31 protein-coding genes are annotated in these 19,463 nt (G+C 66.0%); all 31 read right to left on the bottom strand.

Annotation, left to right across the window (positions count from 1 at the left end):
* On the bottom strand, positions 1 to 713 hold a 713-nt coding region (locus IM632_RS07955; RefSeq protein ID WP_296499000.1), incomplete at its 3' end, for an AAA family ATPase.
* 31 nt (positions 714 to 744) lie between these two features.
* Positions 745 to 2,160 (bottom strand): Do family serine endopeptidase, encoded by a 1,416-nt coding sequence (locus IM632_RS07950; RefSeq protein ID WP_296479625.1) that lies wholly within the window; start codon positions 2,158 to 2,160, stop codon positions 745 to 747.
* A 67-nt stretch (positions 2,161 to 2,227) separates the two neighbouring features.
* Positions 2,228 to 3,523: a TCR/Tet family MFS transporter gene (locus tag IM632_RS07945; RefSeq protein WP_293516136.1), complete on the bottom strand. Its 1,296-nt coding sequence runs from the start codon at positions 3,521 to 3,523 to the stop codon at positions 2,228 to 2,230.
* Positions 3,524 to 3,643: 120 nt separating this feature from the next.
* Positions 3,644 to 4,060, bottom strand: a complete 417-nt coding sequence (rplQ, locus tag IM632_RS07940; RefSeq protein WP_293514832.1) for a 50S ribosomal protein L17 — start codon at positions 4,058 to 4,060, stop codon at positions 3,644 to 3,646.
* A gap of 46 nt (positions 4,061 to 4,106) precedes the next feature.
* On the bottom strand, positions 4,107 to 5,123 hold the full coding sequence (locus tag IM632_RS07935; protein WP_293516135.1) for a DNA-directed RNA polymerase subunit alpha: 1,017 nt from the start codon (positions 5,121 to 5,123) through the stop codon (positions 4,107 to 4,109).
* Between the two features lie 79 nt (positions 5,124 to 5,202).
* On the bottom strand, positions 5,203 to 5,592 hold the full coding sequence (rpsK, locus tag IM632_RS07930; RefSeq protein ID WP_293516134.1) for a 30S ribosomal protein S11: 390 nt from the start codon (positions 5,590 to 5,592) through the stop codon (positions 5,203 to 5,205).
* A 12-nt stretch (positions 5,593 to 5,604) separates the two neighbouring features.
* Positions 5,605 to 5,973: a 30S ribosomal protein S13 gene (gene rpsM, locus IM632_RS07925; protein ID WP_293516133.1), complete on the bottom strand. Its 369-nt coding sequence runs from the start codon at positions 5,971 to 5,973 to the stop codon at positions 5,605 to 5,607.
* A gap of 414 nt (positions 5,974 to 6,387) precedes the next feature.
* Positions 6,388 to 6,954, bottom strand: coding sequence for an adenylate kinase (locus tag IM632_RS07920; protein ID WP_296479624.1), 567 nt, complete (start codon positions 6,952 to 6,954; stop codon positions 6,388 to 6,390).
* 56 nt (positions 6,955 to 7,010) lie between these two features.
* Positions 7,011 to 8,360, bottom strand: a complete 1,350-nt coding sequence (gene secY / locus IM632_RS07915) for a preprotein translocase subunit SecY (protein WP_296479623.1) — start codon at positions 8,358 to 8,360, stop codon at positions 7,011 to 7,013.
* 80 nt (positions 8,361 to 8,440) lie between these two features.
* Positions 8,441 to 8,953 (bottom strand): 50S ribosomal protein L15, encoded by a 513-nt coding sequence (rplO, locus tag IM632_RS07910; RefSeq protein ID WP_296498997.1) that lies wholly within the window; start codon positions 8,951 to 8,953, stop codon positions 8,441 to 8,443.
* A gap of 88 nt (positions 8,954 to 9,041) precedes the next feature.
* Positions 9,042 to 9,227, bottom strand: coding sequence for a 50S ribosomal protein L30 (gene rpmD / locus IM632_RS07905; protein ID WP_293511859.1), 186 nt, complete (start codon positions 9,225 to 9,227; stop codon positions 9,042 to 9,044).
* Positions 9,224 to 9,826 carry a 30S ribosomal protein S5 gene (gene rpsE / locus IM632_RS07900; protein ID WP_296479622.1) on the bottom strand — a complete coding sequence of 201 codons (603 nt, stop codon included), beginning with the start codon at positions 9,824 to 9,826 and terminating at the stop codon, positions 9,224 to 9,226. The genes rpmD and rpsE overlap by 4 nt, the downstream gene beginning before the upstream one ends.
* Before the next feature lie 9 nt (positions 9,827 to 9,835).
* Positions 9,836 to 10,192 (bottom strand): 50S ribosomal protein L18, encoded by a 357-nt coding sequence (gene rplR, locus IM632_RS07895; RefSeq protein WP_293511855.1) that lies wholly within the window; start codon positions 10,190 to 10,192, stop codon positions 9,836 to 9,838.
* 3 nt (positions 10,193 to 10,195) lie between these two features.
* Positions 10,196 to 10,729 (bottom strand): 50S ribosomal protein L6, encoded by a 534-nt coding sequence (gene rplF / locus IM632_RS07890; RefSeq protein WP_293516129.1) that lies wholly within the window; start codon positions 10,727 to 10,729, stop codon positions 10,196 to 10,198.
* Between the two features lies 1 nt (position 10,730).
* Entirely contained in the window at positions 10,731 to 11,126 is a 396-nt protein-coding gene (gene rpsH / locus IM632_RS07885; RefSeq protein ID WP_293511850.1) for a 30S ribosomal protein S8, read from the bottom strand.
* 10 nt (positions 11,127 to 11,136) lie between these two features.
* Entirely contained in the window at positions 11,137 to 11,442 is a 306-nt protein-coding gene (gene rpsN / locus IM632_RS07880; protein WP_293511848.1) for a 30S ribosomal protein S14, read from the bottom strand.
* Between the two features lie 21 nt (positions 11,443 to 11,463).
* Positions 11,464 to 12,021: a 50S ribosomal protein L5 gene (gene rplE / locus IM632_RS07875; RefSeq protein WP_293511846.1), complete on the bottom strand. Its 558-nt coding sequence runs from the start codon at positions 12,019 to 12,021 to the stop codon at positions 11,464 to 11,466.
* Positions 12,014 to 12,328 carry a 50S ribosomal protein L24 gene (rplX, locus tag IM632_RS07870; protein ID WP_296479621.1) on the bottom strand — a complete coding sequence of 105 codons (315 nt, stop codon included), beginning with the start codon at positions 12,326 to 12,328 and terminating at the stop codon, positions 12,014 to 12,016. The genes rplE and rplX overlap by 8 nt, the downstream gene beginning before the upstream one ends.
* The gene (rplN, locus tag IM632_RS07865; RefSeq protein WP_110449827.1) at positions 12,328 to 12,696 is read right to left on the bottom strand and encodes a 50S ribosomal protein L14; all 369 of its coding nucleotides are present in this window, start codon (positions 12,694 to 12,696) and stop codon (positions 12,328 to 12,330) included. Before rplN ends, rplX begins: the two co-directional genes overlap by 1 nt.
* Positions 12,697 to 12,710: 14 nt before the next feature.
* Positions 12,711 to 12,962 (bottom strand): 30S ribosomal protein S17, encoded by a 252-nt coding sequence (gene rpsQ, locus IM632_RS07860; protein WP_296479620.1) that lies wholly within the window; start codon positions 12,960 to 12,962, stop codon positions 12,711 to 12,713.
* 11 nt (positions 12,963 to 12,973) lie between these two features.
* Positions 12,974 to 13,168 (bottom strand): 50S ribosomal protein L29, encoded by a 195-nt coding sequence (rpmC, locus tag IM632_RS07855; RefSeq protein WP_293511842.1) that lies wholly within the window; start codon positions 13,166 to 13,168, stop codon positions 12,974 to 12,976.
* Complete coding sequence (rplP, locus tag IM632_RS07850; RefSeq protein WP_296479619.1) at positions 13,168 to 13,596, bottom strand: 50S ribosomal protein L16; 429 nt, start codon at positions 13,594 to 13,596, stop codon at positions 13,168 to 13,170. Before rplP ends, rpmC begins: the two co-directional genes overlap by 1 nt.
* Positions 13,597 to 13,605: 9 nt before the next feature.
* Positions 13,606 to 14,367, bottom strand: coding sequence for a 30S ribosomal protein S3 (gene rpsC / locus IM632_RS07845; protein ID WP_296479618.1), 762 nt, complete (start codon positions 14,365 to 14,367; stop codon positions 13,606 to 13,608).
* Positions 14,367 to 14,747: a 50S ribosomal protein L22 gene (gene rplV / locus IM632_RS07840; RefSeq protein ID WP_293511836.1), complete on the bottom strand. Its 381-nt coding sequence runs from the start codon at positions 14,745 to 14,747 to the stop codon at positions 14,367 to 14,369. The genes rpsC and rplV overlap by 1 nt, the downstream gene beginning before the upstream one ends.
* 2 nt (positions 14,748 to 14,749) lie before the next feature.
* Positions 14,750 to 15,028: a 30S ribosomal protein S19 gene (gene rpsS / locus IM632_RS07835; protein ID WP_293511834.1), complete on the bottom strand. Its 279-nt coding sequence runs from the start codon at positions 15,026 to 15,028 to the stop codon at positions 14,750 to 14,752.
* A gap of 3 nt (positions 15,029 to 15,031) precedes the next feature.
* Complete coding sequence (rplB, locus tag IM632_RS07830; protein ID WP_296479617.1) at positions 15,032 to 15,868, bottom strand: 50S ribosomal protein L2; 837 nt, start codon at positions 15,866 to 15,868, stop codon at positions 15,032 to 15,034.
* Between the two features lie 4 nt (positions 15,869 to 15,872).
* The gene (locus tag IM632_RS07825) at positions 15,873 to 16,172 is read right to left on the bottom strand and encodes a 50S ribosomal protein L23 (RefSeq protein ID WP_293511830.1); all 300 of its coding nucleotides are present in this window, start codon (positions 16,170 to 16,172) and stop codon (positions 15,873 to 15,875) included.
* Positions 16,172 to 16,810 (bottom strand): 50S ribosomal protein L4, encoded by a 639-nt coding sequence (gene rplD / locus IM632_RS07820; RefSeq protein WP_296479616.1) that lies wholly within the window; start codon positions 16,808 to 16,810, stop codon positions 16,172 to 16,174. The genes IM632_RS07825 and rplD overlap by 1 nt, the downstream gene beginning before the upstream one ends.
* The gene (gene rplC / locus IM632_RS07815; protein WP_296498994.1) at positions 16,810 to 17,553 is read right to left on the bottom strand and encodes a 50S ribosomal protein L3; all 744 of its coding nucleotides are present in this window, start codon (positions 17,551 to 17,553) and stop codon (positions 16,810 to 16,812) included. The genes rplD and rplC overlap by 1 nt, the downstream gene beginning before the upstream one ends.
* A gap of 13 nt (positions 17,554 to 17,566) precedes the next feature.
* Positions 17,567 to 17,875: a 30S ribosomal protein S10 gene (gene rpsJ, locus IM632_RS07810; protein ID WP_110449816.1), complete on the bottom strand. Its 309-nt coding sequence runs from the start codon at positions 17,873 to 17,875 to the stop codon at positions 17,567 to 17,569.
* A gap of 402 nt (positions 17,876 to 18,277) precedes the next feature.
* Positions 18,278 to 19,463: elongation factor Tu (tuf, locus tag IM632_RS07805; protein ID WP_296552191.1), on the bottom strand; the 1,186-nt coding region annotated here is incomplete at its 5' end.

Raw genomic sequence — 19,463 nt, 5'->3', positions numbered from 1 at the left:
GGACTGCGCTTCTGGAGGAGCTGTCCCAGGCCTTCGGGGTCCAGGGGAACGGCCGAGGCGAGGCCAAACAGAGTCTCGGCCAGGGTCAGGAGATAGCGGCCATCGCCATCGGCGAGGGCGATGAGGGCCGACCGGGCCTCGTCGGTCAGGGGCAGGGTCCGGCCTTCCAGGGCCTCGGCCCGGGCCAGCAGGGCCCCTTGCGCCTCCGCATCCAGCCGGCGCAGGACAAAGACCTGGCAGCGCGACAAAAGGGCGCCGTTCAGCTCGAAGGAGGGGTTTTCGGTGGTCGCGCCGACCAGGGTGACGACGCCCTCCTCCACCCAGGGCAGGAAGCCATCCTGCTGGGCGCGGTTGAAGCGGTGGATCTCGTCGACGAACAGGAGGGTGGCCTGTCCCGCCTGGCGTCGGACCCGGGCCTGTTCGAAGGCCTTCTTCAGGTCGGCCACGCCGGAGAAGACGGCGGAGATCTGCTGGAACTCGTATCCCGCCGCCTGTGCGAGGAGCCGGGCGATGGTGGTCTTGCCCACTCCCGGCGGCCCCCAAAGCACCATTGAGGATAGCCGGCGCGCTGCGGCCATGCGCCCGATGGGACCTTCCGGCGACAGGAGGTGGTCCTGCCCGGCAACCTCGTTCAGGGTTCGCGGCCTCAGGCGCTCGGCCAGCGGCGCCGGGTGGGGCGGGGTCAGGCCCGCAGCTTCGAACAGGTCGGCCATGCTCCCAGACTAGCCGCTTCGCCAGCCGGGGTCAGGTGCGGAAATTGGCGGTGATCTCCCGATCGCCCCGCAGGATGGTGACCTGCCAGGTTCCGGCGGGCGCGGCCAAGGCGCCCCTGAGGTCCGAAACCGTACCGATATCCCGCCCGTTGACCTTCCGCACCACGTCCCCGGGACGGAGCCCGGCGTTCATGGCGAAGCCCCGGGAAATGTTGATGACCAGGACGCCCCGAGCGAGGAAAGGATCGACCCCGAGTTCGTCGGCAACGGCGGGTGACACATTCACCACTGTCGCACCCTGGAAGGGGTTACGGCCCTCCACCCGCCAGTCATCGCGGGCCGGTCTCGCTGGAGGCGTTTCTGCGCGAAGAGTCACGTTGAGTTGCTGCTCGCCGCGGCGCACGCCCAGGCTCATGGATTCTCCCGGCCGGGCGGCGGCGACGGCGAACAGAACGGCGCCCGTATCGGCGGCAGATCGGCCATTTACGGAGAGGATGACGTCACCCGATCTGAGTCCCGCCCGGTCCGCCGGACCGCCGGGCCAGATGTCCGCCACAAGCGCTCCCTGTGGAGCGTTCAGGGAGAGACTGCGGGCGATCTCAGGGGTGACCTCCTGGGTTCGGGCTCCCAGCCAGGATCGGACCAGGACGTTCCCACCGCCAGCCGCCGCCTCGACCACCCGCCGCACCATGGCGGCGGGGATGGCGAAGCCGACCCCAGCCGAAGCCCCCGACCTTGAGACGATGAAGCTGTTCACCCCGATGAGATCCCCGTCCATGTCGACGAGCGCCCCGCCGGAATTGCCGGGATTAATGGCCGCATCTGTCTGGATGTAGGTCATCGGCGCTCCCCCCTGGGGGTCTGCCGTACGGTTCAGGGCTGAGATGATCCCGTTAGTGACGGTCTGGCCGACGCCGAAGGGGTCGCCTATGGCCAGGACCAGATCCCCGACCTGCGCCTCGTCAGAATCGTCGATCGGCATGACCGGCAAGCGATCCCGGCCTACATCGATCTTCAGAACGGCGAGATCACTCCTGGGATCGGCGAGAAGAACGCGGGCTGGAAACTCGCGGCGGTCCGAGAGGGCCACCGTGATCTCTCGGCCGCCTTCAACGACATGATTGTTGGTGACAATGATCCCGTCGGCCCGGACAATCACCCCGGAGCCCAACGATCCCTCCACCCGGCTGGGGGGGACCCCCATCCCAAACAACTGCCAGAAGGGGTCGACCTGTTGCCTGACCACCCGCTTGGCGGAGATGTTCACCACGGCAGGCGCCGCCCGCCGAACCACGGGGGCAAAGGAAGCCTTCATGTTGAGCGAGTCCGAAGGCGCCTCACGTGTCGGCTGGGCCAATGGGGGCGGCTGCGCCTGCGAGCGGGTGGTCGGACCCGAGCAGGCGGCGAGCAGGACAAAGGCCGGGACGAGAAGGCGGTGCAGGCGCATGGGATTCCCTTCAGGACGCGCCTTGTGATCCCTCAGGTTTTCGGCGCAATCAAGGCGCTCGCCGATCTCAGCCCGTCGAGGGCTCGGCGGTCGCGACCGGTGGAGTCGGGGCGGGCCGGCCAAACCGCCAGGCCACGGCGAAGGCCCCAAACATCAGTGCCGAGGCGATCAGGATGGGTAGCCCCGGCCAGGCCGCCAGGGCTTCGTGCCGCAGGGCGAAGGCGAAGCTGCCGCCGAAGAGGAAGGGACCGATGATGGTGGCGATCCCGGTGAGGCTCTGGTTGGCGCCTTGCAGCCTTCCCTGCGCCTCGGGACCCACACGCCGGGACATCAGGCCCTGCAGACCGGGGCTCAGCAGGTTGCTCAGGGCGAAGAGCGGCGCCGCGGCGATGTAGAGCAGGCCCGTCGGCGCCAGCCCATAGGCGAGGAAGCCGAGGGCGGCGCCCGCACAGCCAATGAGCAGGGCCCCGCGCTCACCCACACGGCGGACTACAGGCCCCACGACAAGGGTCTGCATGACAATCCCAAGGCCGCCGGTGAGAAACATGGTGAGGCTGATGGTCTGGATGTCCCAGCCATAGCGGTGTCCGGTGTAGAGGACGAAGACGGCGGGCAGGACGTTGTGAGCGATCTGGAACAGAAAGCCCACGCTGGCGAGGCCGACCAGCCGGCCCTGCTCCTGCAGAAAGCGGAGTGACCCGACCGGGTTGGCCCGGCGCCAGTCGAAACGGGGGCTGCGCTTCTCTGGCGGAAGGGATTCCGGCAGGACAAAGAGGCCATACAGGAAGTTCAGGAAGGCGAGGGTCCCCGCGACAGCGAAGGGAAGCCGGATCGCGAAGTCCCCGACCAGCGATTCCATGAAGGGACCGGCCAGCAGGCCCCCGATCACCGGGCCGATGAGGAAGCCGAAGCCGAAGGAGGCTCCCATGAAGCCGAAGTATCGGGCCCGCTGATCGGGTGGGGTGACGTCGGCGACGTAGGCGTTGGCGGTCGAGAAGCTGGCGGCGGTCATGCCGTTCACGATCCGCGCCACGAAAAGCCACATCAGGCTGGGGGCGAAGACCAGGAAGAGGAAGTCGAAGGCCAGGCCGAGGAAGGAGATGAGCAGAACGGGGCGTCGCCCGATCCGGTCTGAGAGGACGCCCAGGATCGGACCGAAGATGAACTGCATCAGGCCCCAGACGGCGCCGAAGACCATGGTCCATTCCGCAGCAGAGGCGGTGTCGCCGCCCGCGAACTCCTTGACCAGGGCTGGCAGCACCGGGATCGTCACGCCAAAGGACACCGCGTTCAGCAGGGCGGACGCAAAAATGAAGCCGAACGCGGCCTTGCGGCCGGTGGGCGCGGAGTCAGTCGTCGTCATGGTCCGGGATCCCCTTGCGCGGACCTTGGCCCGTCCGCCGCCGCCCTGCAAGTCGCCGGAACGAAAAGACCCCGGCGCGGAGCCGGGGTCTGGAGCTCTCTGAAAGGGGTCTCGCCCGGATCAGGCGTCGGCGAAGGCGGAGGCCTGCACGGGCCCGGAGTCCTTGCCCTTTTCCGAGGGATCGCGATCCACGAACTCGATCACAGCCATGGCGGCGTTGTCGCCGTAACGGAAGCCCGCTTTGAGGACGCGGGTGTATCCGCCGCGCCGCTCGGCGTAGCGGGGACCCAGGGTCGCAAAGAGCTTGCCGACCTGTTCCACGTCGCGGATCTGGCTGATGGCCTGGCGGCGGGCGTGAAGGTCGCCGCGCTTGGCCAGGGTGACCAGCTTCTCGACGACAGGCCGCAGTTCCTTCGCCTTCGGCAGGGTGGTCACGATCTGCTCATGCTTGATCAGGCTCGCCGCCATATTGGCGAACATGGCGGTCCTGTGGGCGCTCGTCCGTCCCAGCTTGCGGTGCGCATTACCATGGCGCATGGCGGTCTCTCCTAGGAGGCGGGGCGTCTCGCGACGCGCCGCGGGATTACATCTGGTCTTCGAACTTCTTGGCCAGCTCTTCGATGTTCTCAGGCGGCCAGTTGGGGACGTCCATGCCGAGATGCAGGTTCATGCCTGCGAGCACTTCCTTGATCTCGTTCAGCGACTTGCGGCCGAAGTTCGGCGTGCGGAGCATTTCCGCCTCGGTCTTCTGGATCAGGTCGCCGATGTAGACGATGTTGTCGTTCTTCAGGCAGTTGGCCGAACGGACCGAAAGCTCGAGCTCGTCGACCTTCTTCAGCAGGGCCGGGTTGAACGGCAGCTCGGGCTTGGAGTCGGCGTCGGACTTCTTCTTCGGCTCCTCGAAGGTGATGAAGAGCTGCAGCTGGTCCTGGAGGATGCGGGCGGCATAGGCCACCGCGTCCACGGGCGAGACCGCGCCGTTGGTCTCGACCTCGATGATCAGTTTGTCATAATCCAGGCTCTGGCCCTGGCGGGTCGGCTCGACCCGGTAGGCGACCCGTTTGACAGGCGAGTAGAGGCTATCGACAGCGATCAGGCCGATCGGCGCGTCCTCGGGCCGGTTCATCTCGGCGGGGACATAGCCCTTGCCGTTCTGCACCGTGAACTCCATCCGGACGCTGGCGCCCTCGTCGAGCGTGCAGAGAACGTGATCGGGGTTCAGAATCTCGATGTCCGCCCCGGTCTCGATCTGTCGGGCGGTCACCGAGCCGGGGCCCTGGGCGCGCAGGGTCATGCGGCGCACACCTTCGGTATGCATGCGCAGGCCCAGCTGCTTGATGTTCAGGACGATGTCGACGACGTCCTCGCGGACGCCTTCCAGGGAAGAGAACTCATGGACGACCCCGTCGATCTGCACTGCGGTCACCGCAGCGCCCTGGAGCGACGAGAGAAGAACCCGCCGCAGGCTGTTGCCCAGGGTCACGCCAAAACCGCGCTCAAGGGGTTCGGCTACCAGCCGCGCCTTGCGGGCGGGGTCGGCGCCAAGCTCGATGGCCGGCTTCTCAGGGCGGATGAGTTCGTTCCAGTTTCTTTCAATCACGGATGAATGTCCCTCGAACGCAGGATCGCCGGACGCGGAAAGCGCGGTCCGGCGAAGGAGAAATGCAATATCTTACTACTCAGACCCGACGCCGCTTCGGCGGGCGGCAACCATTGTGCGGGATGGGCGTCACGTCGCGGATGGTCGTGATCGTCATTCCCACAGCCTGAAGCGCCCGAAGAGCGGACTCGCGGCCAGACCCGGGGCCGGACACGTTGACCTCAAGGGTCTTCACCCCATGCTCGGCGGCCTTCCGGCCGGCGTCCTCAGCCGCCATCTGGGCGGCGTAGGGCGTTGACTTCCGGGACCCCTTGAATCCCATCATGCCGGCGGAGGACCAGGAAATCGCATTCCCCTGAGCATCCGTGATCGTGATCATGGTGTTGTTGAACGAGGCGTTCACGTGCGCCACGCCGGAGGTGATGTTCTTGCGTTCACGCCTTTTGACGCGAGCCGGTTCCTTGGCCATCGCTTGTTTCTCTTACTTCTTCTTGCCGGCGATCGGCTTGGCCGGGCCCTTGCGGGTCCGGGCGTTGGTGTGGGTGCGCTGACCACGGACCGGGAGGCCCTTGCGGTGACGCAGCCCCCGGTAACAGGCCAGGTCCATCAGCCTTTTGATGTTGACGGCGGTGTCGCGGCGCAGGTCGCCCTCGACCGTGTAGTCACGGTCGATGGTCTCACGAATCTGCAGGACCTCCGCGTCGGTAAGCTGATTGACGCGTCGGGAATCCTCGATTCCGACCTTGCTCACAATCTCGGCGGCCTTGGCCTGGCCGATGCCGTGAATGTACTGAAGCGCGATCACGACGCGCTTGTTCGTAGGGATGTTTACGCCGGCGATACGGGCCACGTGGGGTGCTCTCCTGGTCACGCAAAGATGCGCGAGCGTCGCCCTGACCGGGTCAAAAGGCCAGAACGTCCCTCGCGCGTTTCGCGGAAGCGCCTCGTGTATGGAATAGATCCCGCCACGTCAATGGCTCGGTCGCCATTTTTCGACATCCGGGATCAGGATGGCCAGGGGTCGAGACGCATGACCCTCGGGAAGGCCGCTGGCGTCTCAGTGGGCTACGCAGCCTTCGGCAAAGGCGCGCCCGACGATGGAGCGCGGCAAGAGGCGCGGGAGGATCGTGTCCGGGCGGTGCTCCGGCCGGGATCGGGAGCCTGCGCCGGGACTGGGTATACCGGGCGCGATACCCCTCGAGTACAGAAGGGTGGACAGACCCGCCTGAGACGTCTCCCCAGCGACCTCGCCTACCCTCCGGTCTCAGGCGCCGCTGAGCGCCCCGTCAATGGCCTCAGCCACCTGGTCTACCGACCCCATGCCGTCGATCTCCACAAGCTTCCCGGCGGAAGCATAGTAGGGGATCAAGGGCGCTGTCTGAGCATTGTAGGCGTCCAGCCTTACGCGGAAACTCTCGGGATTGTCGTCAGGGCGACCGGACTCGGCGAACCGGCCGGCGATTCTTTGGGTCAGCGCCTGGTCATCGACCTTCAGACGAAGGACAAGATCAATCGAAGCTCCCCTGCCCTTCAGCATGGCGTCCAGCGCCTCCGCCTGAGCCAGGGTGCGGGGGAACCCGTCGAAGATCGCCCCGCCCGCCGCCTCGGCCTCAGGGAGGCGCTCTTCGATCAGGGCGACCACGATTTCATCGGTCACCAGCTCCCCGCGCTGCATGACGCCCTCGACCCGCCGACCCAGCTCTGACCCGGAGGCGATGGCCGCCCTGAGCATGTCGCCGGTGGACAGCTGAACCATGTTGCGAGTCTCGACGAGCCGCTTGGCCTGAGTTCCCTTGCCCGCCGCCGGAGGGCCGAAAAGGATGAGGTTCATGTGCGCCGCTCCCCGTCGTCCGACCCTGTCCCGGGTCGTTGATTGCGTCTAACCGCCTAGCGCTCCCGCCCGCCGCGAAGGCGCGACTTGCGGATAAGCCCCTCGTACTGGTGAGACAGAAGATGAGACTGGATTTGGGTCACCGTGTCCATGGTGACGCTCACGACGATGAGGATCGACGTACCGCCCAGGTAGAAGGGCGCCTTGTAGAAGGCGATCAGGGCCTCGGGCAGCAGACAGACTGCGGCGATGTAGGCCGCGCCGATCACAGTCAACCGGGTCAGCACATGGTCGAGATAGGCGGCGGTCCGCTTGCCCGGGGAGATGCCCGGGATGAAGCCGCCGTACTTCCGAAGGTTCTCCGCAGTCTCGTCCGGATTGAAGACGATGGAGGTGTAAAAGAAGCAGAAGAAGATGATCAGCGCGCCGTAGAACACCATGAACACGGGCTGGCCATGCTGAAGCTGAGCCACGGCCCCTGGCATCCACTGGAGCCATTGGGGCAGGTTCGCGGTCGCGAGGAAGCCCATAGCCGTCGCCGGCAGCAGCAGAAGCGAGGAGGCGAAAATCGGCGGGATGACGCCGGCGGTATTCACCTTCAGCGGCAGGAAGGAGCTTTCTCCGCCAAACATCCGGTTGCCCTGCTGGCGCTTGGGATACTGGACAAGGATTCGCCGCTGCGATCGCTCCATGAAAACGATGGCGAAGATCACAGCGATGGCGAGGACGAGGATCATAACCCCGCCGAAGCTCGACATCTGGCCCGTCCTCATGACCGTCAGAAGCTGCATCACGCCCGTGGGGAGGCCGGCGACGATCCCGGCGAAGATGATCAGCGAGACACCATTGCCAACGCCCCGGCTGGTGATCTGCTCGCCCATCCACATCAGCAGCATGGTGCCACCGGTCAGGGTGACGATGGTCGAAAGGGAGAAGAAGGGTCCCGGATTCACGACCAGGCCAGGGCTGGCCTGCAGGCTCGCCGCAATCGCAGCTGCTTGCACAATGGCCAGGACCACAGTGAGATAACGGGTGTACTGATTGAGGGTCTTGCGCCCGGCCTCCCCGCCTTCCTTCCGCAGCTTCTCCCACGGCGGATAGACGGCGCCGAGCAACTGGACGATGATCGAGGCGGAAATGTACGGACCAACGTTCAGGGCGAAGACCGCCATCCGCTCCACGGCGCCGCCGGAGAACAGATTGAACATTCCCAGAATGCCCTGAGACTGCCCCCGAAAGGCCGCCGCAAAGGCCGCCGCATCTATCCCGGGAATGGGCAGGTAGGTCCCAAGCCGATAGACCACCAGCACCATCAGGGTGAAGAGGATCCGCTTGTGAAGCTCGGTCGCCTTCTGGAAGGCGCCGAAATTCATGTTTGCGGCAAGCTGCTCAGCGGCCGAAGCCATGGGACGCCCTCACTGGTGACCGGTCCAAGATAGGGTGCGGCCGGCGGACTGTCAGCCCTCGCCGGTCGACAACTGCGGGATCAGGCGCGAACCTTCTTCTGCAGCTTGCCCTTCGGCTCGCCGGTATCGACGGGCGCAGTCGTGGTGACGGATCCGCCCGCTTTCTCCACCGCCGCCTTGGCCGCGGCCGAGGCTGCGTAGACGGTGAGGTTGAGCTTGGCCTTCAGTTCGCCCTTGCCCAGCAGCTTCACGCCGTCCAGCGGACGACGGATCACGCCGGCGGCGACCAGGGCCGCGGCGTCGACTGGGGCCTTGGCGTCCAGCTTGCCGGCGGCCACGGCCTGCTCCAGTCGCCAGAGGTTCACCTCCGCGAACTCAAGGGCGAAGGGATTGTTGAAGCCGCGCTTCGGCATGCGCATGTGCAGCGGCATCTGGCCGCCCTCGAAGCCGGCGATCGACACGCCCGTCCGGGACTTCTGGCCCTTCACGCCGCGACCGGCGGTCTTGCCCTTACCCGATCCCGGGCCGCGGCCGACCCGGATGCGACCCTTTACGGAACCGGGACGCGGGGCGAGTTCGTTGAGCTTGGTCATGGGCGCCTCTCTCCTGAGATCTGTCGCCGGGCGAAGGCCCGACTCGGCTTTGACGGGGTCGAAAGCGGGCCCGGAGACCCGCCGGAAGTCAGGCGGACACCACCTCGACCAGGTGATGGACCTTGGCGATCATGCCACGCACGGACGGGGTGTCATCGAGGGTCGAGACACGACCTATGCGGTTCAGGCCCAGGCCGACGAGAGTCGCGCGCTGGTCCTTCTTGCGCCGGATGGGGCTGGCGATCTGACGAACGGTGACCTTGGTCATGCTCATTCTCCGTCGGCGGTGGCCGAGGCGCCATCGGCGCGGCGGCCAATGACGTCGGCGACCTTCTTGCCCCGCTTGGAGGCGATCTGGCGCGGAGAGGACTGGGCCTTCAGCGCCTCGAAGGTCGCACGGACCATGTTGTAGGGATTGGACGAGCCCACCGACTTGCCCACGACGTCCTGCACGCCGAGGGTCTCAAGCACGGCCCGCATGGGGCCGCCGGCGATGACCCCGGTGCCTGGCGGCGCCGAGCGGACCATGATCTTGCCGGCGCCCCAGCGGCCAGCGCCGTCGTGGTGCAGGGTGCGGCTCTCACGGAGCGGCACGCGGATCATCGTCTTCTTGGCTTCCTCGGTGGCCTTGCGAATGGCCTCGGGGACTTCGCGGGCCTTACCGTGGCCGAAGCCGACGCGACCCTTCTGGTCACCCACCACCATCAGGGCGGCGAAGGAGAACCGCCGGCCGCCCTTCACGGTCGCCGCGACGCGGTTGATGTGAACCAGCTTCTCGACGATGTCGGACTCGGCGCGCTCCTCCTGAGGGGCGCCCCGGTCTCGTCCCCGGCGCTGTCCGCCTTCGCCACGCTGTTCGTTTCCACGAGCCATGAGTTACCCCTAGAAGTTCAGGCCGGCTTCGCGCGCGGCGTCGGCAAGGGCCTTGACCCGACCGTGATAAATGTAGCCGCCCCGATCGAAGACGACGTCCTTGACGCCCTTTTCGATGGCGCGCTGAGCCACGAGGGCGCCGATCCGGGCCGCAGCGGCCTTGTCGGAGCCCTTCTGGGGCGCATCGCCCTCGAGGGTCGAAGCCGAGGCGAGCGTCACGCCCTTCTCGTCATCAATGACCTGTGCGTAGATGTTCTTCGACGAACGGAACACGGAAAGACGCGGCCGGCCATTGGCCAGCTTGCGGAGCCGGATGCGGGTGCGCTCGGCGCGCCGCTTGGCGGAGTCACGGGTGGAGACAGCCATGGCCTACTTCTTCTTGCCTTCCTTGCGACGGACCTTCTCGCCGAGATAGCGAACGCCCTTGCCCTTGTAGGGCTCCGGCGGGCGGATCCGACGAATGCGCGCGGCGATCTCGCCGACCGCTTGCTTGTCGATTCCGCTGATCCTGATTTCGGTCTGTTTGGGAACCGCGAAGGCGATGCCCTCAGGGGGCGGGACATCCACCTCATGGCTGAACCCGAGCTGCATGTTCAGGGCTGCGCCCTTCATCTGCGCCCGGTAGCCCACGCCGACCAGCTCGAGAGTCTCCTCGTAACCGGCGGACACGCCCACAACCATGTTGTTGACCAGGGTGCGCGAGAGGCCCCACATGGCCTGGGCGCGGGTGGACTCCACCCGCTTGGCCACGATCAGCTCGGCGCCTTCCTGCCGAAGCTCGATCTCTTCCGGAAGAGTCCAGGACAGCTGCCCCTTGGGGCCCTTTACCGTCAGGGTCTGGCCATCGATGGTTACCGTGACGCCGGCAGGCGTCGGAACCGATTTCTTTCCGATCCGGGACATATCAGTACACCCGCAGCAGGACTTCGCCGCCCACGTTGGCGTCGCGCGCCGCTGCGTCGGACATGACGCCCTTGGGCGTGGACAGGACGGAGATGCCCAGGCCGTTCTTGATCGGCTTCAGGTCCTTGATGGACGAGTAGACGCGACGGCCGGGCTTCGAGACGCGACGGATCTCGACGATCACCGGGCGGCCGTCGAAATACTTGAGCTCGATCTCAAACTCGGGGAAGGCGCCGGGCTTTTCCAGCAGCTGATAGCCGCGGATGTAACCCTCCTCCGCCAGCACGTCGAGGACACGGGCGCGCATCTTCGAGGCCGGGCAGGAAACCTTAGAACGTCCGCGAGTGGCGGCGTTCTTGATACGGGCGATCATATCGCCGACGGGGTCGTTCACCATGGGACCCTCCTCACCAGCTCGACTTCACGAGGCCAGGAATCTGGCCCTGGGAACCCAGTTCGCGCAGGGCGATCCGGCTCATCTTCAGCTTGCGATAGTAGGCGCGCGGACGCCCGGTGACCTCGCAACGGTTGCGGATGCGGGTCTTTGACGAACTGCGGGGAAGCTCTGCAAGCTTGAGGCGCGCTTCGAAGCGATCCTCCAGCGGCAGGCTTTCGTCGTTCGCGATCGCCTTCAGCGCCTCGCGGCGCGCGGCGTAGCGCTGGACGAGAACCTTGACCTTCTCGTTACGGTTGACGGCGCTCTTCTTGGCCATGTTACCTTTCCTTCCCGTCCCTTAAGCGTTGAACGGGAACTGGAATTCCCGAAGAAGCTGGCGAGCCTCCTCGTCGGTCTTCGCAGTCGTGGCGACGATGATGTCCATGCCCCACAGTTGATCAATCTGGTCGTAGTTGATCTCGGGGAACACGATGTGCTCCTTCAGACCCATGGCGTAGTTGCCACGACCATCGAACGAGGTGGGCTTCAGGCCCCGGAAGTCCTTCACTCGCGGCAGGGCGATGGTGATCAGACGGTCCAGGAACTCGTACATGCGGTCCTTGCGCAGGGTGACCTTGGCGCCGATGACCATGCCCTCGCGCAGCTTGAAGCCGGCGATGGAGTTGCGGGCCTTGGTCGGAACCGGCTTCTGCCCAGCAATCCGGGTCAGGTCGCCGATGGCGGCCTGGACCTTCTTGGAGTCGCCGACCGCCTCGCCGATGCCCATGTTGAGGACGATCTTGTCCAGGCGCGGAATCTGCATCTCGTTGGAGTAGCCGAACTTATCCTTCATCGCCGCGCGGATGCGCTGACGATACTCGGTCTTCAGCCGCGGCTCATAAGCTTGCTCAGCCATTGATGACCTCGCCGGTGGTCTTGGCCACACGGACCTTCTTGCCGTCCTCGACCCGGAAACCGACGCGGGTCGGCTTACCCTGGGAATCGACGATGGCGACGTTGGAGACATGCAGGGCGGCTTCGCGGGTGCGGATACCCCCCTGAGGATCGGCCTGGGTCGGACGGGTGTGCCGCTGGATCAGGTTGATCCCCTGGACAACCACCCGTTCTTCCTTCGGCAGGACCTTCAGGACGGAGCCTTGGCGGCCCTTGTCCTTGCCGGTCAGGACCACGACGCGGTCCCCCTTCTTGATCTTTGCAGCCATCACAGCACCTCGGGGGCGAGCGAGATGATCTTCATGTGGTTCTTCGCACGAAGTTCGCGCGGAACCGGTCCGAAAATGCGGGTGCCGATCGGCTCGCTCTGCTTGTTGACGATCACCGCGGCGTTCCGATCGAAGCGGATCAGGGACCCGTCCTTGCGCTTGATGGCCTGCGACGTCCGCACGACGATCGCCTGGAGGACGTCGCCCTTCTTCACGCGTCCGCGCGGGATGGCTTCCTTCACCGACACGACGATCTTGTCGCCCACGCCGGCGTAGCGACGGCCAGCGCCGCCCAGAACCTTGATGCACATGACCCGGCGAGCGCCGGAATTGTCAGCCACTTCGAGGTTGGTCTGCATCTGGATCATGGATCAGCCCTCCCTCAGGACGCCTGCGAAGCGCCTGCCTTAGGCAGGACTTCCCAGGTCTTGGTCTTTGAGCGCGGCGCGCACTCGATGATGCGGGCGATGTCGCCAGCCTGGTATGTATTGGCCTCGTCGTGGGCGTGGTACTTCTTCGACCGGCGGACCGGCTTCTTAAGCACCGGGTGCAGGAAGGTCCGCTCGACCTTCACCACAACCGTCTTGTCGCCCTTGTCGGAGACGACGACGCCTTCAAGAATGCGTTTCGGCATGTTCGTACTCCCTAGGCCGTGGCCTGGCGGCTGCGCAGGACGGTCTTGATCCGGGCGATGTCCTTGCGGATCTCGCCGGCGCGGTGGGTCTTCTCGACCTGGCCCGTCGCCGCCTGGAAGCGCAGGTTGAACTGCTCCTTCTTCAGGTTCAGCAGGCTCTCGGCGAGCTGGTCGGGGGTCATGGCCCGGAGGTCTTCAGTCTTCATCACGCGTGCTCCGCGACGGCGTCGATGCGGGTGACGATGCGGGTCTTCACCGGCAGCTTGGCGGCGCCAAGACGCAGCGCCTCACGGGCGATATCGTCCGGGACCCCGTCGATCTCGAACATGATCCGGCCGGGATGCACCCGGGCGGCCCAGTACTCGACCGAGCCCTTGCCCTTGCCCATCCGGACTTCGGCGGGCTTGTCGGTCACCGGGACGTCCGGGAAGATCCGGATCCAGACCCGGCCCTGGCGCTTCATCTGGCGGGTGATCGCCCGACGGGCCGCCTCGATCTGCCGCGCGGTGATCCTCTCAGGCTCAACGGACTTCAGGCCGTAGGAGCCGAAGTTCAGCGTGAAGCCGCCCTTCGCCTGTCCATGGATCTTGCCCTTGAACTGCTTGCGGTACTTGGTCTTCTTCGGGGAAAGCATGGCTGTCTCTTAGGCTCCCGCGGTCTCGCGGCGGTCGCGGCGCGGCCCCCGGTCCGGACGGTCGCCGGGACGTTCACGGCCGCCACCCTCGCCGGCCGGGCCGGACTCGGAGGCCAGACGCTTGTCCATGGCCATGGGATCGTGCTCCAGGACCTCGCCCTTGAAGACCCACACCTTGACGCCGATGATGCCGTAGGTGGTCTTGGCCTCGGCAAACCCGAAGTCCATGTCGGCGCGCAGGGTGTGGAGCGGCACGCGGCCTTCCTTGTACCACTCCATCCGGGCGATTTCCGCGCCGCCGAGGCGACCGGAGACGTTGATGCGGATGCCCTTGGCGCCGAGGCGCATGGCCGACTGCATCGACCGCTTCATGGCCCGCCGGAAGGCGATCCGGCGCTCCAGCTGGGAAGTGATGTTCTCGGCGATGAGCTGGGCGTCGGCCTCGGGCTTGCGGATCTCAACGATGTTCAGGTGAACCTCGCCGCCCGTGATGGCCGCCACGTCCTTTCGCAGCTTCTCGATGTCCGCGCCCTTCTTGCCGATGATCACGCCGGGGCGTGCGGCATAGATGGTGATGCGGCACTTCTTGTGCGGACGCTCGATGATGATCCGGCTCACGCCTGCCTGGTAGAGGCGCTTCTTCAGCTCGGCGCGGACCCGGAGGTCCTCATGGAGCAGGCGCCCGTAGTCCGAGCCGGCGGCGAACCAGCGGCTGTCCCAGGTGCGGTTGACGCCGAGGCGAAGCCCGACAGGATTGACTTTCTGACCCATCAGGCGGCCTCACCGAGTTCGCGGACCACGATGGTGATCTCGCTGAAAGGCTTCTGGATGCGGGACGCGCGGCCGCGGGCACGAGCCGCGAAACGCTTCATCACCAGATTCTTGCCCACATAGGCCTCGGCGACGACCAGGGAGTCGATGTCGAGGTTGTGGTTGTTTTCGGCGTTCGAGATCGCCGAGTAGAGCGCCTTGCGGACGTCGCGGGCGATCCGCTTGTGGCTGAACTCGAGCTCATTGAGCGCGCGCTGGACCTTGAGGCCGCGAATGGACTGGGCCACCAGGTTCAGCTTGCGGGGGCTGACCCTCAGGGTGGTGGCCTTGGCCATCGCCTCGGCGGGCTTCAGGCGGCGGGGATTGGACGGCTTGGACATGCCTACTTCCTCTTGGCCTTCTTGTCCGCCGCGTGGCCCGGGAAGTACCGGGTCGGGGCGAACTCGCCGAGCTTCATGCCGACCATGTCTTCGGAGACCAGCACCGGCACGTGCTTTTGGCCGTTATGCACGCCGAAGGTCAGGCCGACGAACTGCGGCATGATGGTCGAGCGGCGCGACCAGGTCTTGATGACGTCCTTGCGGCCGGAGGCCTGGGCGGCCTCCGCCTTCTTGAGCAGGTAACCGTCGACAAACGGTCCTTTCCAGACGGAACGGGTCATGGATCAGCGAGCCTTCCGGGCGTGACGCGAGCGGATGATGAACTTATCCGTCGCCTTGTTGGTGCGGGTGCGCGACCCCTTGGTCGGCTTGCCCCAGGGCGTGACCGGGTGACGACCGCCCGAGGTGCGGCCTTCACCGCCGCCGTGCGGGTGATCGACCGGGTTCATGGCGACGCCGCGGACGTGGGGACGACGGCCCTTGTGACGCGAGCGGCCCGCCTTGCCTAAGACCTCGTTCATGTGATCCGGGTTCGACACGGCGCCGACCGTGGCCATGCAGCCATCCGGGACCATGCGCAGCTCGCCGGAATTGAGGCGGATCTGCGCGTAGCCCGCGTCACGACCCACCAGCTGGGCGTAGGCGCCGGCCGAGCGGGCGATCTGTCCACCCTTGAGGGGTTTCAGCTCGATATTGTGGATGATCGAGCCGATCGGCATGGCGCGCAGAGGCATGGCGTTGCCGGGCTTCACGTCGGCGCGCTCGGAGGCGATCACCTGGTCGCCGGCCTTGAGGCGCTGGGGGGCCAGGATGTAGGCCAGCTCGCCGTCCGCATAACGGATCAGGGCGATGAAAGCGGTGCGGTTGGGATCGTACTCGATCCGATCGACGGTACCGACCACATCAAACTTGCGGCGCTTGAAATCCACCTTGCGGTAGAGGCGCTTGGCGCCGCCGCCACGGAAGCGGACGGCCACGCGGCCTCCGCCGCCGCGACCGCCGGTCTTGGTCAGGCCCTCGACGAGCGCCTTCTCCGGACGGCCCTTGTGGAGCTCGGACCGGTCGATCAGCACCAGGGTGCGGCGGCCGGGCGAGGTCGGATTGTACTGCTTCAGAGCCATCGCTTCAGAGCCCCGTGGTGATGTCGATGGACTGGCCTTCGGCCAGGGTCACGACAGCCTTCTTGACGTCGGAACGACGGCCTTCACGACCGCGGAAACGCTTGGTCTTGCCCTTCACGTTGAGGGTGTTGACCTTGGTCACCGAGACCTTGAACAGCGCCTCGACGGCGGCCGCGATCTCGTCCTTGCTGGCGTCGCGGGCGACCCGGAAGACGACCTTGTTCTGCTCCGAGAGCAGGGTCGCCTTTTCGGTGATCACGGGCGACAGGATGGTGTCGTAGTGACGGGCGGAGGGGATGGCCATCAGGCGGCCTCCTTCTCGGCGAAGCGTGCGTTGATCGCCTCGACCGCATCCTTGGTCAGGACGAGGGTCCGGCGACGGAGCACGTCGTAAACATTGAGGCCGGCGTTCGGCAGCACATCCACGTTCGGGATGTTGCGGGCGGCCAGGCGGAAGTTGCCGTCCACCTCAGGACCCGCGATCACCAGAGCGTTGACCAGGCCGATCTTGCCAAGTCTCGCGCGCAGGGCCGCCGTCTTGGCCTCGGGCATGGCCAGGCTGTCCACGACCACCAGGTCCCCGGCGCGGGCCTTGGACGAGAGGGCGTGGCGCAGGGCCAGGGCGCGGATCTTCTTGGGCAGGTCGAAGGCGTGGCTGCGCACAACCGGCCCGTGGGCCTTGGCGCCGCCGACGAACTGGGCCGCCCGGCGCGAACCGTGACGGGCGCCGCCGGTGCCCTTCTGCTTGTACATCTTCTTCCCAGTCCGCGAGACTTCGTTCCGGACCTGGATCTTGTGCGTCCCGGCGCGCCGCTTGGCGAGTTGCCAGGTCACGACCCGCTGGAGGATATCCCCGCGGATCTCCTCGATCCCGAATATGGCGTCGGACAGTTCAATCGAACCGCCCTTCTTTCCGTCGAGCTTGATGACGTCGAGTTTCATTATTCCTGGCCCTCGGCTTGCGGAGCCTCTTCGGCCGGAGCGGCCTCGACGGCAGGCGCGGCGGCCTGGCCGGCCTTGCGGAAGGCGCCCGGCGTAGGCGCACCGCTTGGCGGCGACTTCACGGCGTCCCGGATTCGGACCCAGGACCCTTCGGAGCCGGGCACGGAGCCCTTGACCATGATCAATCCGCGGTCGGCGTCGATACGCCAGACGGTGAGGCCCAGGGTGGTGACGGTTTCCTGACCCAGGTGGCCAGCCATCTTCTTGCCCTTGAAGGTCTTGCCGGGATCCTGACGCTGGCCGGTGGAGCCATGGGCGCGGTGCGATACGGATACCCCGTGGGTGGCGCGCATGCCGCCGAAGTTCCAGCGCTTCATGGCGCCGGCGAAGCCCTTGCCGATGGTGGCGCCGGTCACGTCCACCTTTTGGCCGACCACGAAGTGATCCGCCGTCAACTCGGCGCCGACTTCGATGAGGTTCTCGGGCGAGACCCGGAACTCCGCCACCTTCTGCCGCGGCTCGACCTCGGCCTTGGCGAAATGACCGCGCAGGGGCTTGGTGACGTTCTTGGGCTTGCGGCGCCCGGCGCCGAGCTGGAGGGCGACATAGCCGTCGCGCTCCGCTGTGCGGTGGGCGGTCACGGCGCAGCCATCCAGGCTGAGGACGGTGACAGGTACGTGGACGCCGTCTTCATCGAAGAAGCGGGCCATGCCGAGTTTCTTGGCGATCACGCCGGTACGCATCGACCGATCCCCCTTACAGCTTGATCTCGACGTCCACACCAGCGGACAGGTCGAGCTTCATCAGCGCATCGACGGTCTGCGGGGTGGGATCGACGATGTCGAGCACGCGCTTGTGCGTGCGGATCTCGAACTGCTCGCGCGACTTCTTGTCGATGTGCGGCGAGCGGTTGACCGTGAATTTCTCAATCTGAGTCGGCAGGGGGATGGGCCCCCGGACGGTCGCGCCGGTGCGCTTGGCCGTGTTCACGATCTCGCGCGTGGAATGGTCCAGCACGCGGTGATCGAAGGCCTTGAGCCGGATGCGGATGTTCTGACGATCCATATCGCTCTTAAGTTCCCCTACAGACGGCGGTCCGTCCGCGTGCCATTGACCATTTCAAAGACCAACTCCGGCCGCCCTTGCGAGGCGACCGCACACGAAAGTCCGCAAAACGAAACGAAACCAGCCCGAAGGATCGCGCCGGCTTCCGCCCCGCCCGGGACGAATGTCCCCGGCAAAGGCCGCTCCGCGGACCGCGTCTGCCTTCTGACACAGGGTCAAAGGGCACAGCCGGTCCAACAGGAGGCGCGGGTATACGTGCCCGACTCGCCCCCGTCAAGCGAGGCCTCGGCCCATTCTGCGCCTGGCGGAGATCAGGATTAGCCCGCGCAAGAAGAAGGGGCCGCGGAGGTGTCTCCGCGGCCCCTGTCGTATCCCGGTCAAAGCCGGGGGATGGGCGAGGATCTACTCGACGATCTTCGAGACCACCCCGGCGCCCACCGTCCGGCCGCCCTCGCGGATGGCGAACCGCAGGCCCTGGTCCATGGCGATCGGCGTGATCAGCTCAACGTCCAGCTCGGCGTTGTCGCCCGGCATGATCATCTCGACGCCTTCCTTCAGGCGGATGATCCCCGTCACGTCCGTCGTCCGGAAGTAGAACTGCGGACGATAGTTCGTGAAGAACGGCGTGTGACGGCCGCCCTCTTCCTTGGTCAGGATATAGGCCTCCGCCACGAACTTCGTGTGCGGCGTGATCGAGCCCGGCTTGCACAGCACCTGGCCACGCTCCACGTCCTCGCGCTTCGTGCCGCGCAGCAGAACGCCCACATTGTCCCCCGCCTGGCCCTGGTCCAGCAGCTTGCGGAACATCTCAACGCCCGTGCACACCGTCTTCTGGACCGGACGGATGCCGACGATCTCGACTTCCTCGCCGACCTTCACAACGCCCTTCTCGATCCGCCCCGTCACCACCGTGCCGCGGCCAGAGATCGAGAACACGTCCTCCACAGGCATCAGGAACGGAAGGTCCACAGGACGCTCCGGCTGCGGGATGTAGGCGTCCACCTGGGTCATCAGCTCCAGGATCGAGTTCTCGCCCAGGACCGGGTCGCCGCCGTCAATGGCCACCTTCGCCGAACCCTTCACGATCGGGATGTCATCCCCCGGGAAGTTGTACGACGACAGAAGCTCGCGAACCTCCATCTCGACCAGGTCCAGAAGCTCGGCGTCGTCCACCAGGTCCACCTTGTTCATGTAGACCACCAGGGCCGGAACACCCACCTGGCGCGCCAGAAGAATATGCTCGCGCGTCTGAGGCATCGGGCCATCCGCCGCGCTCACCACCAGGATCGCGCCGTCCATCTGCGCCGCACCCGTGATCATGTTCTTCACGTAGTCGGCATGCCCGGGGCAGTCCACGTGCGCATAGTGACGGTTCTGCGTCTCATACTCGACATGCGCCGTGTTGATCGTGATCCCGCGCGCCTTCTCCTCAGGCGCCGCGTCAATCTCGTCATACTTCTGCGCCGTCGCGCCGCCCGACTTCGCAAGCGTCATCGTGATCGCCGCCGTCAGCGTCGTCTTGCCATGGTCAACGTGACCAATCGTGCCGATGTTGCAATGCGGCTTCGTGCGTTCGAATTTCTCTTTG

Source organism: Phenylobacterium sp. (assembly GCF_020402505.1).
Classification (GTDB): domain Bacteria; phylum Pseudomonadota; class Alphaproteobacteria; order Caulobacterales; family Caulobacteraceae; genus Phenylobacterium.
Note: the sequence above shows the minus strand (reverse complement) of the source record. Positions and strands in the feature narration are given on the sequence as shown.

Excerpts from the sequence above, each read along its gene's own strand:
- IM632_RS07950 (WP_296479625.1), bottom strand. The coding sequence starts at position 2,160 with ATGCGCCTGCACCGCCTTCTCGTCCCGGCCTTTGTCCTGCTCGCCGCC.
- IM632_RS07945 (WP_293516136.1), bottom strand. The coding sequence starts at position 3,523 with ATGACGACGACTGACTCCGCGCCCACCGGCCGCAAGGCCGCGTTCGGC.
- rplQ (WP_293514832.1), bottom strand. The coding sequence starts at position 4,060 with ATGCGCCATGGTAATGCGCACCGCAAGCTGGGACGGACGAGCGCCCAC.
- rpsK (WP_293516134.1), bottom strand. The coding sequence starts at position 5,592 with ATGGCCAAGGAACCGGCTCGCGTCAAAAGGCGTGAACGCAAGAACATC.
- IM632_RS07920 (WP_296479624.1), bottom strand. The coding sequence starts at position 6,954 with ATGAACCTCATCCTTTTCGGCCCTCCGGCGGCGGGCAAGGGAACTCAG.
- secY (WP_296479623.1), bottom strand. The coding sequence starts at position 8,360 with ATGGCTTCGGCCGCTGAGCAGCTTGCCGCAAACATGAATTTCGGCGCC.
- rplO (WP_296498997.1), bottom strand. The coding sequence starts at position 8,953 with ATGACCAAGCTCAACGAACTCGCCCCGCGTCCCGGTTCCGTAAAGGGT.
- rpmD (WP_293511859.1), bottom strand. The coding sequence starts at position 9,227 with ATGAGCATGACCAAGGTCACCGTTCGTCAGATCGCCAGCCCCATCCGG.
- rpsE (WP_296479622.1), bottom strand. The coding sequence starts at position 9,826 with ATGGCTCGTGGAAACGAACAGCGTGGCGAAGGCGGACAGCGCCGGGGA.
- rplR (WP_293511855.1), bottom strand. The coding sequence starts at position 10,192 with ATGGCTGTCTCCACCCGTGACTCCGCCAAGCGGCGCGCCGAGCGCACC.
- rplF (WP_293516129.1), bottom strand. The coding sequence starts at position 10,729 with ATGTCCCGGATCGGAAAGAAATCGGTTCCGACGCCTGCCGGCGTCACG.
- rpsH (WP_293511850.1), bottom strand. The coding sequence starts at position 11,126 with ATGGTGAACGACCCCGTCGGCGATATGATCGCCCGTATCAAGAACGCC.
- rpsN (WP_293511848.1), bottom strand. The coding sequence starts at position 11,442 with ATGGCCAAGAAGAGCGCCGTCAACCGTAACGAGAAGGTCAAGGTTCTC.
- rplE (WP_293511846.1), bottom strand. The coding sequence starts at position 12,021 with ATGGCTGAGCAAGCTTATGAGCCGCGGCTGAAGACCGAGTATCGTCAG.
- rplX (WP_296479621.1), bottom strand. The coding sequence starts at position 12,328 with ATGGCTGCAAAGATCAAGAAGGGGGACCGCGTCGTGGTCCTGACCGGC.
- rplN (WP_110449827.1), bottom strand. The coding sequence starts at position 12,696 with ATGATCCAGATGCAGACCAACCTCGAAGTGGCTGACAATTCCGGCGCT.
- rpsQ (WP_296479620.1), bottom strand. The coding sequence starts at position 12,962 with ATGCCGAAACGCATTCTTGAAGGCGTCGTCGTCTCCGACAAGGGCGAC.
- rpmC (WP_293511842.1), bottom strand. The coding sequence starts at position 13,168 with ATGAAGACTGAAGACCTCCGGGCCATGACCCCCGACCAGCTCGCCGAG.
- rplP (WP_296479619.1), bottom strand. The coding sequence starts at position 13,596 with ATGCTTTCCCCGAAGAAGACCAAGTACCGCAAGCAGTTCAAGGGCAAG.
- rpsC (WP_296479618.1), bottom strand. The coding sequence starts at position 14,367 with ATGGGTCAGAAAGTCAATCCTGTCGGGCTTCGCCTCGGCGTCAACCGC.
- rplV (WP_293511836.1), bottom strand. The coding sequence starts at position 14,747 with ATGTCCAAGCCGTCCAATCCCCGCCGCCTGAAGCCCGCCGAGGCGATG.
- rpsS (WP_293511834.1), bottom strand. The coding sequence starts at position 15,028 with ATGACCCGTTCCGTCTGGAAAGGACCGTTTGTCGACGGTTACCTGCTC.
- rplB (WP_296479617.1), bottom strand. The coding sequence starts at position 15,868 with ATGGCTCTGAAGCAGTACAATCCGACCTCGCCCGGCCGCCGCACCCTG.
- IM632_RS07825 (WP_293511830.1), bottom strand. The coding sequence starts at position 16,172 with ATGGCCATCCCCTCCGCCCGTCACTACGACACCATCCTGTCGCCCGTG.
- rplD (WP_296479616.1), bottom strand. The coding sequence starts at position 16,810 with ATGAAACTCGACGTCATCAAGCTCGACGGAAAGAAGGGCGGTTCGATT.
- rplC (WP_296498994.1), bottom strand. The coding sequence starts at position 17,553 with ATGCGTACCGGCGTGATCGCCAAGAAACTCGGCATGGCCCGCTTCTTC.
- rpsJ (WP_110449816.1), bottom strand. The coding sequence starts at position 17,875 with ATGGATCGTCAGAACATCCGCATCCGGCTCAAGGCCTTCGATCACCGC.